Annotated in this window: 12 protein-coding genes; 6 read left to right on the top strand and 6 right to left on the bottom strand. The window is 48.3% G+C overall.

What is annotated here, in order from left to right:
• Nucleotides 1–32: 32 nt before the first annotated feature.
• Genes NT239_14480 through NT239_14470 form a run of 3 tightly spaced genes read right to left on the bottom strand, consistent with a single transcriptional unit; the run spans nucleotide 33 to nucleotide 1,962 of the window.
• On the bottom strand, nucleotides 33–515 hold the full coding sequence (locus tag NT239_14480; GenBank protein ID XGA70955.1) for a DUF4124 domain-containing protein: 483 nt from the start codon (nucleotides 513–515) through the stop codon (nucleotides 33–35).
• A gap of 53 nt (nucleotides 516–568) precedes the next feature.
• On the bottom strand, nucleotides 569–1,018 hold the full coding sequence (locus NT239_14475) for a hypothetical protein (GenBank protein XGA70954.1): 450 nt from the start codon (nucleotides 1,016–1,018) through the stop codon (nucleotides 569–571).
• Entirely contained in the window at nucleotides 1,015–1,962 is a 948-nt protein-coding gene (locus tag NT239_14470; GenBank protein XGA70953.1) for a Nudix family hydrolase, read from the bottom strand. The genes NT239_14475 and NT239_14470 overlap by 4 nt, the downstream gene beginning before the upstream one ends.
• A gap of 85 nt (nucleotides 1,963–2,047) precedes the next feature.
• Between NT239_14470 and NT239_14465 the strand changes: the two genes are divergently transcribed.
• Together NT239_14465 and NT239_14460 are read left to right on the top strand one after the other, a co-directional pair.
• On the top strand, nucleotides 2,048–2,491 hold the full coding sequence (locus NT239_14465) for a hypothetical protein (GenBank protein XGA70952.1): 444 nt from the start codon (nucleotides 2,048–2,050) through the stop codon (nucleotides 2,489–2,491).
• Between the two features lie 209 nt (nucleotides 2,492–2,700).
• Entirely contained in the window at nucleotides 2,701–2,844 is a 144-nt protein-coding gene (locus tag NT239_14460) for a hypothetical protein (protein ID XGA70951.1), read from the top strand.
• Nucleotides 2,845–2,916: 72 nt separating this feature from the next.
• Here the strand turns inward: NT239_14460 and NT239_14455 are convergent, their stop codons facing one another.
• Nucleotides 2,917–5,313 (bottom strand): ATP-binding protein, encoded by a 2,397-nt coding sequence (locus NT239_14455; GenBank protein ID XGA70950.1) that lies wholly within the window; start codon nucleotides 5,311–5,313, stop codon nucleotides 2,917–2,919.
• A 179-nt stretch (nucleotides 5,314–5,492) separates the two neighbouring features.
• Entirely contained in the window at nucleotides 5,493–6,722 is a 1,230-nt protein-coding gene (gene argJ, locus NT239_14450; GenBank protein ID XGA70949.1) for a bifunctional glutamate N-acetyltransferase/amino-acid acetyltransferase ArgJ, read from the bottom strand.
• 268 nt (nucleotides 6,723–6,990) lie between these two features.
• On the opposite strand from argJ, the gene NT239_14445 reads away from it, so the two are divergent.
• From NT239_14445 to NT239_14430, 4 genes are all read left to right on the top strand, one after another.
• Nucleotides 6,991–8,310, top strand: a complete 1,320-nt coding sequence (locus NT239_14445) for a sodium-dependent transporter (GenBank protein XGA70948.1) — start codon at nucleotides 6,991–6,993, stop codon at nucleotides 8,308–8,310.
• 67 nt (nucleotides 8,311–8,377) lie between these two features.
• Nucleotides 8,378–9,127 (top strand): tRNA (N6-threonylcarbamoyladenosine(37)-N6)-methyltransferase TrmO, encoded by a 750-nt coding sequence (tsaA, locus tag NT239_14440; protein ID XGA70947.1) that lies wholly within the window; start codon nucleotides 8,378–8,380, stop codon nucleotides 9,125–9,127.
• Complete coding sequence (locus NT239_14435; protein XGA70946.1) at nucleotides 9,124–10,017, top strand: patatin-like phospholipase family protein; 894 nt, start codon at nucleotides 9,124–9,126, stop codon at nucleotides 10,015–10,017. Before tsaA ends, NT239_14435 begins: the two co-directional genes overlap by 4 nt.
• Nucleotides 10,014–10,529, top strand: coding sequence for a YaiI/YqxD family protein (locus NT239_14430; protein ID XGA70945.1), 516 nt, complete (start codon nucleotides 10,014–10,016; stop codon nucleotides 10,527–10,529). Before NT239_14435 ends, NT239_14430 begins: the two co-directional genes overlap by 4 nt.
• Here NT239_14430 and NT239_14425 read toward each other — a convergent pair.
• Entirely contained in the window at nucleotides 10,526–12,268 is a 1,743-nt protein-coding gene (locus tag NT239_14425; protein XGA70944.1) for a GspE/PulE family protein, read from the bottom strand. The genes NT239_14430 and NT239_14425 overlap by 4 nt on opposite strands.
• Nucleotides 12,269–12,394: the final 126 nt, after the last annotated feature.

Raw genomic sequence — 12,394 nt, 5'->3', positions numbered from 1 at the left:
GCGCTTGCCCCAATAAGCGGCCTGTTGGCCGCTTATTTTTTTGCTTTGGGCAATGGGTAGCCGGCCTTACTTAAGGCCGCTTGCCACATCGGGCTATTCCATTCTTTCAATACTTGTTTACCAATAATCAGAATGGGGGGCCGCGACTGCATCGTTCCCACGGCATTAAAAAACGCCAGCATGCTTTGCTCATTGCCAGGGTCTACGCTGCGAACTTCATATTGCACATTGCGCTGATCGAGAATGGCAAGCGCTTGAGAACATGCAGGCTCACATGCAGCACTCACCCAAAGGGTAACTTCATCTTTTGCCACGGATAGAGACTTGGCCTCTGGCTGGCTGGCATTGCCCACCGTGTTTGGGCGAATTTGTCGCTCTTTTACCCCAGAGACAGGGGGCGGCTGATCAGAATAAAACACGCGACCATCCGCGTCCCGCCATTGATAAACCTTGCCAGCGTGAACTGGGGCTGTCAGCACCGCCACCACGCAACAGATCATGGTTATTTTCATCATTACCTCTTCCCCTCCAACCCCAATCTAGTTGTTTTTATTACTTGAGATTCATGCTAATTGCGCTGTGCCACCGTAGTGATCTGCACATTCACTTTATCAATGCTCAGATTTAATATCCAGTCCTTACGTGCGGCAGTACAAAATGGCAGGGCCATAGTTGCAGTCCAGCTAACATCACCTTTTTTGACAAAGCGATATTCATTAGGCCCCATATCCATTCCTTGCATAGACCAATTAGCACGAACTTGATTGGCCTTACCATGAAATAGCAGCTCAAATGGAGCTGCGCCCCCAATCGCTTGTTTGGTTTTCAACTGAAATTGCTGGCCATCGACGGTAAATTGGCAACCTTGTTGTAAATCCTCGCAACTCATATGGAGCACTGTTTGCATGGATTGTTCGCCAAACAGGTGCTGGTAGCGTGGATATATAACCACGGCAAGCCCAAGCAATACAATGATGAGTGCAAATAGAACACGACGTAATAAACGATTCGATTTCATCGCCATGCCCCACTCAAGATGGCCACGCCATGCGCTCCATGGGTTTGTGCGGTCGGAATACTCGCACAAGTTTGTCCCCCGATAGCAAAGCAAGGAAAAGCCCAACCTAGCGCCAAGAGCTGTGCAAATTTATCCCAACCCAATGGGGCTTGGTTGGGATGACTCGCCGTTTGGTTGACATGCCCTAAAACGGCGTAATCAACCCCCAATTTTTGTGCTTTGGCCAATTGCGTTTCATCATGCGTTGATGCTCCAACCCAATCAAAACCACGTGGGCGTTCGTTCAGCACCATCAACTGCGCAGATGTGAGGTGAATCCCATCCACAGGCAAATCACCGATTGCCGCAATTTCACCGTGCGCGATTAACTTGCCACCATGAGGCCGCGGCAAAGCCGCAAGTTGTTTGCACAGCTTGGCGTACGCGGCAACGGAGCGTTGCGGCTCCCGCAGTACCAAACACATATTAGAATATTGCCAATAATGTGCCGCCTGTTGCATCAAGGACTCGTCATCAATCAAGCCAGCAGGAGAGAACAACAAAGTATTTGGTAGACTCAGTCCACGTAGAATTGGGCCGTTGGCAGGTAAAATAGGCGAAACGGATAGCTGATTCGTTTTTTGCCAAGCAAATTGCTGCCCCTCATGCGAATGAAGCTCGCCTTGCCACGACGTTACGCGAAAAAAATTCAATTCAACCAATGCATGTGGATATTCGAAGCGCTGGCAAAGCCATGGCGTTGCTTGCGCAAGTTCAATGCCTAATTCTTCTTTTAATTCGCGGCTTAACGCCTCAAGGGCAGATTCACCTTCTTCTAATTTCCCACCAGGGAATTCCCAATATCCCGCATAGGGCTTGCCTTGTGGACGACTAGCGAGCAAAAACTGGCCATCCCTTTTAATCAAGATACCAGCGGCAACACGGGTCACTTTTCTTTTATTCATCGTTTGTCTGCAATTTTTTGAAAACAGCTTGATTTTTATGGCAAATACATAAGAATCAAGTGGTTAAATTCCAATCATTTCAATCGTGAAACGCAACCTGATCGAATTACAACACAGCCAGTTGACGCGCACAGTAGCGCAGCTCAACACACTCATTCATGAGAGTGAAATGGTTTGTACAATATTGGCGATCTCTCCGCAAAACAGTGCGGAGCTAAGCAGCGCGTCACACTACTTCAATGCTTTGATTGTACATGATCATGAATGGTATCTATTGCGCAGCGGCCCAATCAAATTATTACAATACTTACGCCCTTCAATTGAAAAAGCACACCGCGTATTTTTCATCAGCAGCTTTATTAATGATTTAAGCAATATCGATGTTGAACCTGCCGCTGATTACTTAGTTAGTCTGCAACCGTGCCTACTGTGTCAGAGCAATAGTGAAGCACTGTATTCTTTAGCTAACCCTTATCAAGGATTTATTCCTACTCACGCCGATCAAGCCTCCAACAACCGTTTGATGTAATTTATATTTCCTTTTCTTTTCACTGGTGCTAGAGTAAATCTGTTGCCTTAACATGGGGTTAGGGTAACACGTACGGTTGTGCCAACAGGCTGACGCCATTGTGTCGGCGAGGCAGGAGACGACACTCCTGCAACGAGCTATCGCTAATGTGGATAGCACCTGTCAGCAAAATCAGCGACGTAGATAGTGAAACCTTCAAGGAGTTCGCAATGCGAGTACACTTCATGGAAGGCTTAGCGAGTACGGTCAACGATGCGTTGATGAACTTGTTCCGGGCCTTTAAAAATCCGATTCAACTCGATCATGATGACGCGAGAAACCTCGCACTTGAGATCGCAGAACCATTTCGGTAGGTGCGGCCAAAGCAAACTGAATGAGTAAAAAGCAACGGGGCGAAAGCCCCGTTTTTTTATTTAGCTGCACAATTAATGTCGGAAAATATCGACTTTTTCATGATGTTCTGCTGGCGCCTCGATGGGCAGAGTCAATACAAACCAAACACCGTGAAGTGGAGGATCCCGCAGCTCCAGCATCCCGCCTAAAGTTCCTGTTACTAATGAATAAACCAAGTACAAGCCAAGACCACTACCTCCCTGCCCAAAACGGGTAGTAAAGAACGGCTCAAACACACGTTTTTTGATCGTATCCGGAATACCTGCGCCAGAGTCTTTATAATGTAGCTCAATTTTGTTTTCGTTAATTTTGTAGGCTTCGATTACAATTTCGCCTTCCTCATTTTCTCCAAAGCCATGCACCAAGGAATTATTAATTAAATTACTGATAATTTGCTCTAGCGACCCCGGATAGCTATTTAGTTCAATTTTTGAATCAATCAAATTTGTAACACGAATATGGCGACGTCTTAGATTCATTGACAATGTCGCAATAGTTTCCTCGACTACGGTATTTAAATTAAATAACCTGCGCTTGCCAGAGGCGGTATCGACAGCCACCTGCTTTAAATTAGAAATTAAATTGCTTGCTCGTCGCGCGTTGCGCTCTACCAACTCAGCAATCATCGTGCTTTCATTTAGGTACTGCAATAGTATTGATTTCTTCATCACGCCAGCATTGATGCTTTCCATTAATTCTTTATTCTTATCCAACAACGTCGAAGAAGCGGTCAATGTATTGCCAAGCGGGGTGTTTAGTTCATGCGCAAATCCAGCCACTAAATTACCTAAGGAAGCAAGCTTTTCAGCCTCAATTAAATGTTCCATGGCTTTTTGGAGCTCGAGAGTTCGCTGCAAAACTCGCGCTTCTAATTCAACATTACTTTCCTGCAGCTGGGCATTTAAACGGGCCACATCCGCCTGAAAAACATCGCGCTCGATGTTCAGTAACACCCGAGTTCCAATCATCGCCAATTGGTTCATGTATTGAATTTCATCAGAACTCCAATTTTTTGATCGTTCACTATACTCGATCATTAAAATACCATAAATACTTTCATTTAAACGTAAAGGTATAATTAGCAGCGAAATCGTTTTCTTGAAAAGCCATAATTTTTCGTACAAATCCCAGGTATGTTGATGATGTTGGGCATTATGTGCAACCGTAGTTTCCCCACGACGCAAGCTTAAAATCAACCTATCATTTAAAGTGATTTTTTCGGCTTGTTTATCAGGAAATAGCTGACAAAATGTCCCATCACCCGGTTGGTATTCCCAATAACTGGCCTGGACTTGTCGAATAATTTTGGCAGCGTGTTCACACAATGTTTGTGCTAAAAATGGCAAATTACAATGATCTAAATCCCGGCTGTTGGCCAAATCTAGCAAAACACGACCAGGACTTGGACGAAGCCCTGCTAGATCTTCTAATTCCGCCAATTGCTGTCGATAATCCGTCGGATTTATTTTCCCTTTGATTTCTGTGGCCAACTGGAATGAGGAATAAGCCAGCGAAATCTTCTGCGAACTTTCCGCTATTTTGGCCTGTAAATACAATAAACGCATTTGAATATGCGTCGAACTGGAGGCGCAAGCATAATCTAGCCCCTGCTGCACCTCTTCCAAGGCTTGATCATGCTGCTGGCGCAGTTGCAAAATTTTAGCTCGCACGCCATGAATATTCGCCAAAGCCCACATATGGTGAGATTGAGAGCAGATTTCTTGCGCTTCTTTCAGCAAATCCAACGCAGTGTCGAGATGATCTAACTCCAATTCAACTTCGGCGATGCGAAATAAGGTTTCACCAATATCATCCAGATGATTGAGCGTTCTCGCTAATTGCAACGATTCTTGGTATGAATCGAGCGCCTGCTGAAAACGCCGAAGATGAAATAAATCGACGCCTAAATTGAGCATAATATTGAGCAGTAGAATCGGATCACCCAGCGGTCTGGCTCGCTCTTCTGCCTGCTTTAATAAAATAACTGCGGTATCGTTATCATCCAAAGCATCATAAATCTGGGCAATCCCCACCTTGGCCCAAATCCAGCTGATATTGTCCCCCGCCAAATTAGCTACTTCCAGACAATGAGCCCATGCCTGCATCGCGCGGCGATATTCTGCTCGGGTATAGACTGCTCGCCCAATCACATTTAGTAACCGAGCTTCATCACTAAATTGGTGGTAACTTTGTGCTAGTTGCAAGGCTTCATACAAGATATCAATGCTCTCTTGCGGATAGCCATGCTGATCGATTACTAAACCATACTGAATCGCAATAGCGATAAATGCCGCATCATCATGCGCCGCCCGCGCAGCCGCAAAGCCAGCCTCACAATAATTGAAAGCCTCATAGCGATCAGAGTTGGTCAACTTGATAATTTTGTCCAACTCAATTTGTAGCGGTGCAGAGATCGGAAGATGACTCATGCCCAATGCGCTCAGTAAAAACTATTGCTTTACTATAGTCATCCACTGACTCAGTGCAAATAAGGGCTTTGCAAGCTAACCTCGAAGGCTGGGTATATATTGCTATCTTATAATTTTAAATAAAAAGAGCGAGATACCCGTATAGGTATCTCGCTCTCTGGTTGTGCCTTGAATCAAAATTAGCTGCGATATTCCGCGTTGATTTTGACGTAATCGTAAGAGAAATCGCAGCTCCAAACGGTGCCTTTGTGCTCGCCACGATTGAGTTTGATATTGATCGCGATTTCCGCCTTATTCATCACCGCTTGACCTTGGCTTTCTTGGTATTCTGGATTGCGACCACCGTTAATCGCAACCAGCACATCGTCCAAACGCACTTCAATATTATCGACATTCAAATCGTCGATACCAGCATAGCCAATCGCCGCCAAGATGCGGCCCAAGTTAGGGTCAGAGGCAAAAAACGCCGTTTTCACCAGTGGCGAGCGGCCAATCGCGTAGCCAATGTTTTTACATTCTTGGTAGCTTGCGCCGCCTTCAACATTGATCGTAATGAATTTCGTCGCGCCTTCGCCGTCGCGCACAATCGCTTGCGCCAAAAATTGTGATACTTGCACCACTGCTGCTTGCAGAGCGGCAAAATCGGCACTGTTGGCGTCAACAACTTCAGCATTCCCCGCTTGGCCAGTGGCGATCAGAATAAAGCTGTCGTTGGTGCTGGTGTCACCATCCACGGTAATGCTGTTGAATGAATGGTCGGCTGCGTATTTGAGCATTTGCTGCAGCAATGGCTGGCTAATCGCCGCGTCCGTCGCCACGTAGCCCAGCATCGTCGCCATATTCGGGTGAATCATGCCCGAACCTTTGGCGATACCGGTAATCGTCACGGTTTTGCCGCCGATATTCACTTGCGTGCTCGTGGCTTTCGGCACGATATCGGTGGTCATAATGCTGCTGGCAGCTTCAGCCCAATTGCTGGCGGAGAAATTCGCTTCAGCATCGGGTAGCACCGCAATAATTTTGTCGCTAGGGAGCGGCTCTAAAATCACACCAGTTGAGAACGGCAATACTTGCTCGGTTTTGACACCCAATTGCGCCGCAGTCGCAGCACAAATCGCTTGCGCGCGTTGCATGCCATCAACGCCAGTGCCGGCATTGGCATTACCAGTATTGATCACCAAGGCACGGATCTCCTGACCTGCAGCCAGATACTCCTGGCACAAACGTACTGGTGCCGCGCAAAAGCGATTGAGGGTAAACACGCCTGCTACACGCGATCCCGGCGCAATGCGGAATAAAGTCGTGTCTTTGCGCCCTACTTTTTTAATCCCTGCCGAGGCAATTCCAATTTCAACACCAGCGATGGGCAACAAAGCCGCAGGATCAAGCGGGGCAATATTTACAGGCATAGTAGCTCCAAAACAATAATTGACTCTTTACCGAGCAAGAATCCGCAATTGTAACGCAAGGGGATGACGGAATTAAGCATTTTCACCGAAAAAAGCCTGATTTTCTGTGATTTTATTGGGGATATCGCCAACTCGCGAGTGGGAACTGATGGCTAAAATCGGCTTCAGATTAAAAGTAATTAAATCACTATCTTTCTGGCACTTGTAGTTCGTCATGACAATGTACTGCATGGCAAACTAATTTGAAGCACAACTCAGGTATTCGCGTATGAAAAGAGCAAATTGGGGTTCAAAACTCGGCTTTATTCTAGCCACGGCAGGCTCTGCCGTCGGCTTGGGAGCCATCTGGAAATTTCCGTATATGGCAGGTAAAAATGGCGGTGGCGCATTTTTGCTCGTCTACTTAGCGTGTGTCTTCACCGTGGGTATCGGCATGCTATTGGCTGAAATGATTATCGGCCGTGCGGCGCAAAAATCGGCGACCACCGCCTACCGCGATCTCAAAGGTGGCCTCTGGCCATGGGCGGGACGCTTATCGGTGCTGTGCTCGTTTGTAATTTTATCGTTCTATTCGGTCGTCGGCGGTTGGACCTTTGCCTATTTGTACCAGTCAATCACTGGTGCAGCGATTACCAGCAATGTTGATCAGCTGGGTGCTTTATTTGGTCAATTTATTGCAGATCCCGCACAGGCGATTCTCTACACGGTGCTGTTTTTGGGCGTAACGATGTGGGTGGTGTTGTGTGGCGTAGAAAAAGGGATTGAGCGCTGGAGTAAGGTCTTAATGCCGCTGCTGTTCGGCCTGATGTTGGTGCTGATCGCGCGCTCATTAACTTTACCGGGTGCGATGGAAGGTGTGGCTTATTTTCTCACGCCGGATTTCTCACAAATTAATTCCGATATGGTGCTCGACGCCATGGGTCTGGCGATGTTCTCTCTATCAGTCGGCGGCGGCCTAATTATCGCCTACGGCTCATACGTAGCACCGGAAACCAATTTGAGTAAAACCTCGCTGTGGATTACCCTGCTGGCCACATTGGCGTGTATTTTTGCTGGCTTGCTCGTACTGCCTGCAGTATTTGCATTTAATGTGGACCCAAGCGCTGGGCCTGGCCTGACCTTTATTACGATGCCCGCCATTTTTGCTCAAATGCCATTTGGTCAGTTGTTTGCGATTGCCTTCTTCTTATTGTTGATTTTTGCTGCGCTCACTTCATCGGTTTCGATTTTAGAGCCTATCGTGGCGTTCTTGATTGACGAATTTGGCTTTGCCCGCAAAACCGCAACCTGGGCAGCCGGCTTAAGCGTCTTTGTATTTAGTATTCCTGCCGCTTTGTCGTTTGGCGTACTCAAAGACTTCCTGCTGTTTGGTAAAAATCCGTTTGATCTGATGGACTACGCCGCCAGCAATATCATGTTGCCAGCCGGTGGCTTGCTATCGGCCTTGTTTGTCGGCTGGGCGATTTGGCCGCGCGTGACACAAGATATGCAAGCAGAAGGTTCAGCGCGCATCTTGCCGTCGTTCCGCATTGTGTGCGCGTGGGTTTCACCGGTGGTGATTGGCGCAATCTGGATTCACAGTCTGTAACATATTTACCGTGTATAAAGCCCAATCTAGGCTATTGCTTCGGCGCTAGATTGGGCACAATGCGCTGGTGAACACGAATCTTTCCTACTCCATTGAGCCAATTGGCTATGTTGCGACGCCTTTTGCCGATAAGTTTGGCATTCCGCGCCAGCCACGCCTTGCACCGCATGCCATCGGTACGCTGCGCCTACTAGCGCCGTATAACCGCGCCGAATGCGTGCGCGGTTTGGGCGATTTCTCGCATGTATGGCTGAGCTTTGTTTTTCATGAAGTCGCCGGGCAATGGTCGCCCACCGTGCGCCCACCGCGCTTGGGCGGCAACGCCAAAGTCGGCGTATTTGCCAGCCGCAGCCCGTTTCGTCCTAATTCTTTGGGCTTATCTTTAGTTCAACTGATCGATATTGATTGCAGTGATGGCGTCACCCTGCACTTTGGCGGCGTTGATTTGGTCGACGGCACGCCGATTGTCGATATCAAACCGTATATTCCATTTGTCGAAAGCGTGAATGACGCAAAATCAGGCTTTGTTCGCGGTGAGCCTGAGCAATTAGCGGTTGAGTTTTCCGCCTTAGCCATGCAGCAAATCACGGCCAGCTCGCACTCGCATTTTCGGCAATTAATTACCGAGGTATTGGCCCAAGATCCAAGACCAGCATACGCTAGCGACCCATACCGCACCTATGGCGTACGCCTTTATGATTATGACGTGAAGTGGCGTTGCGATGGACAAACCGCATGGGTTGAATCGCTAGAACTTGTTTTTGCACAATCCCATCTTCCTCTAGCAACGGCACCTCAGTTTGAAGGTAAAAAATGAGCAAAATTAAAATCACATTGCTAAGTTTAAGCGCTGCAATCGTGCTTAGCGCTTGTATTACGACCAATCCACAACCGGTTGCACCATCCGCCCCCACTCCCACACCCGCGCCGATCAAAATCGGCCTAGCCTTAGGTGGCGGCGCGGCCAAAGGCTTTGCGCATATTGGCGTGATTAAAATGCTCGAAGCCAATGGCATTAAAGTCGAAGTCGTTAGCGGCACCAGCGCCGGCAGCGTCGTCGGTAGCTTGTACGCCAGCGGCATCAATGTGTTTGATCTACAAGAAAAAGCCGTCGCGCTCGACGAAAGCCAAATTCGTGACGTCAATTTACTTGGCGGCGGACTGGTGAAAGGGCAAAAACTGCAAGACTATGTCAACGCGCAAATTGGCAATAAGCCCTTTGAAAAGCTCGCCAAACCCTTTGCAGCCGTTGCCACCGACTTGGATAACGGCAATCGCGTGGTATTTACCCGCGGGAACGTCGGCCAAGCGGTGCGCGCGTCAAGCAGCATTCCGGGTATTTTCGCACCGACTCTGATTGGCCCGCGTAAATACGTCGACGGTGGCGTTGTTAGCCCTGTGCCAGTCGATGCTGCGCGCCAATTGGGCGCAAACTTTGTCATCGCCGTCGATATTTCGGCCAAAGCCACCGGCAAATCATCGACCAGCACCTTGGGCATGATGAACCAAGCGATTGTCATCATGGGGCAAAAACTGGGCGAACAAGAGCTGGCCCGTGCCGATATTGTGATTCGCCCGAAAGTCGGCAAAATTGGCGCCGCAGATTTTGACCAGAAAAACGTCGCCATTTTAGAAGGTGAAAAAGCCGCTTTGGCCGCCTTGCCGCAAATCCGGAAAAAACTGCTCGAACGCAAGCAGGGTATATGACTACAGAACAAACTGGATCTGAACTAGCGGGCAATACCCGCAGGCCGCATATTTGGGTCGACGCCGACGCTTGCCCGGTTGTGATTAAAGAAATCATTTTCCGTGCTGCGGAACGCTTAGCATTGCCGACGGTGCTGGTGGCCAATCAATTGCTGCGCGTCCCGCCGTCCAAGGTAATTCGCGCCGTACAAGTGGCGCACGGTTTTGATGAAGCCGATCATTGGATTGTCGAGCAGGCTTTGCCAGGCGATTTAGTGATTACCGCCGATATACCGCTGGCAGCACGCGTGGTCGAGAAAAATGTCGCCGCGCTCAATCCGCGTGGCGAATTTTACTCGGCAGAAAACATCCGCGAGCGGCTGAATATGCGCGATTTTATGGAAGAGCTGCGCAGCAGTATGCCCAGCGAAGGTCGGCATATCGGTGGGCCGGCGCCATTTAGCCAGAGTGATCGACAAGCATTCGGTCGATCATTCGATCGTTTTCTAGCCAAATTGCCGCGCAAGCCTTAACTGCACGCGCGGTACACATCGAGCAGCGAGACTTTTCCTTGCAGCGCTAATTCATGTCCATAGCGCAGCATGGATTTCATTCCTGCGGCGCTGGCTAATTTAAACAGTTGATACTCGGTAATGCTCGATGAAAAATGCTCGCGCAGCGCGGCATCGGGCTCAAACAATTCATAAACAGCAAGGCGACCTTTAAAGCCATATTGTTTACATTGCTTGCACCCCTTCCCAATCCGATATGCGCTGGTGTCTTTCAGCCCTAATTTGCTTTGCACCAATTCAGAAATCACTTCGTGCTGTAAACAGTGCGGACAATTGTGGCGAACCAAACGCTGCGCCAACACCCCGAGCAAAGCCGATTTCAAAATTTGCGGCGAAATACCCAACTCCATTAAGCGCGGTATCGTGCCGCAAGCCGACGTGGTATGCAAAGTGCTCAGCACCAAATGCCCTGTCAATGCTGCTTCAAATGCCAACTGCGCCGTTTCGGCGTCGCGGATCTCACCGATCATAATCACATCAGGGTCTTGCCGCAGAACGTGCCGCAGCGTTTGCGGAAAGCCAAAGCCCTGTGACGATAATAACTGCACCTGTACCATCTTGGGCTGATGAAACTCAATGGGATCTTCAATCGTCACCACATTAATTCCGTCGCGCGCCACGGCATGAAGCATGCTATATAAAGTGGTGCTCTTGCCCGAGCCAGTCGGGCCGGTGACCAGCACCAACCCACTTTCTTTATGCACCATCTCTTTGATACGTTGTAAATCGTGCCCGCTATAGCCAATATCCTCTAAACTCAGCAAGGATTTATTGCCGCCCAGTACCCGGATGACGGCATTTTCACCATGTAAGGTGGGCATAATCGAGACGCGTAAATCGATTTCCTGATCGTTTACCTGAATCAATATTCGCCCATCCTGCGGCATGCGATGCTCGGCAATATTCATTGTGGCCAAAATCTTAATGCGGCTAATCAGTGCCGCTTGCAAATGCTTTTCAATCGAGCGCGCTGCGTGTAGTTCGCCATCGATGCGAAATGACAATTTAACGTCACTATCCGTAGGCCGAAGGTGGATATCAGAAGCGCCGAGCGTAATTGCCTCGGTAAATATCGAATTGACTAATTTAACGATCGGCGTTTGTTTGGCTAAATATTCCGCCTCTTGCCAGATACGAGCATCATTATTAACGATGCGATCGGGGCTTTTACTTTCCGCCTCAAGATTTTCGGTAATGATGTCATAGAACTGCCGAATTTTTTCTTCTATCTGGCTGTGTTCGGCCAGTACAATCATCACGTTTTTTTGTAAATGAAAACGCAGCTCGTCGTAGACCAATTGAGTGGGCAGATGATCGGAGGCCACAACAAAGGTGCTATTTAAATTCAGCAAGGGCAACACCTTGTTTTTGCGAGCCACTGCGGCGGGCAATAAACTGGTTAACTCATGGGTGATAAGAAAACCATCCAGATCAATAGAGGGGATACCGATCTGGCGATAAAGCAAAAGCTGCAAGGTTTTATTATCCACCATCCCTAAATCGAGCAATACATCGCCCAAGCGCTTATCGGGCAGCACCTTTTTGAGCTTGATTGCATCGTTAAGCATCTCTTCGGTAATCGCGCCCTCCTTCAGCAACACTTGACCAATCGGCATGACAGCAAGCTCCTTGGCGCGCTCAAGGTAGTCTTTTAGCTCCTGCTCATTTTTAATTTTGTGCATTTCGCCTTGCTTGTTCATACAGACTCCCATACTTTCAGCCTTTGCTTTGAATGTAGACGCAAATTTCCAGACTGAAAGATCAATTCGACAAGCTATTTCCTAAATGGAAAATCAAATGAATTTGCACCTCCAACGCTAGTCAGT

Origin of the sequence: Chitinibacter sp. SCUT-21 (assembly GCA_041874755.1) — a bacterium.
In the GTDB taxonomy this organism is placed as follows: Bacteria; Pseudomonadota; Gammaproteobacteria; order Burkholderiales; family Chitinibacteraceae; genus Chitinibacter.
This window is presented reverse-complemented; position numbering and strand designations above follow the sequence as displayed.

Excerpts from the sequence above, each read along its gene's own strand:
- NT239_14480 (XGA70955.1), bottom strand. The coding sequence starts at position 515 with ATGATGAAAATAACCATGATCTGTTGCGTGGTGGCGGTGCTGACAGCC.
- NT239_14475 (XGA70954.1), bottom strand. The coding sequence starts at position 1,018 with ATGAAATCGAATCGTTTATTACGTCGTGTTCTATTTGCACTCATCATT.
- NT239_14470 (XGA70953.1), bottom strand. The coding sequence starts at position 1,962 with ATGAATAAAAGAAAAGTGACCCGTGTTGCCGCTGGTATCTTGATTAAA.
- NT239_14460 (XGA70951.1), top strand. The coding sequence starts at position 2,701 with ATGCGAGTACACTTCATGGAAGGCTTAGCGAGTACGGTCAACGATGCG.
- NT239_14455 (XGA70950.1), bottom strand. The coding sequence starts at position 5,313 with ATGAGTCATCTTCCGATCTCTGCACCGCTACAAATTGAGTTGGACAAA.
- argJ (XGA70949.1), bottom strand. The coding sequence starts at position 6,722 with ATGCCTGTAAATATTGCCCCGCTTGATCCTGCGGCTTTGTTGCCCATC.
- NT239_14445 (XGA70948.1), top strand. The coding sequence starts at position 6,991 with ATGAAAAGAGCAAATTGGGGTTCAAAACTCGGCTTTATTCTAGCCACG.
- NT239_14435 (XGA70946.1), top strand. The coding sequence starts at position 9,124 with ATGAGCAAAATTAAAATCACATTGCTAAGTTTAAGCGCTGCAATCGTG.
- NT239_14430 (XGA70945.1), top strand. The coding sequence starts at position 10,014 with ATGACTACAGAACAAACTGGATCTGAACTAGCGGGCAATACCCGCAGG.
- NT239_14425 (XGA70944.1), bottom strand. The coding sequence starts at position 12,268 with ATGAACAAGCAAGGCGAAATGCACAAAATTAAAAATGAGCAGGAGCTA.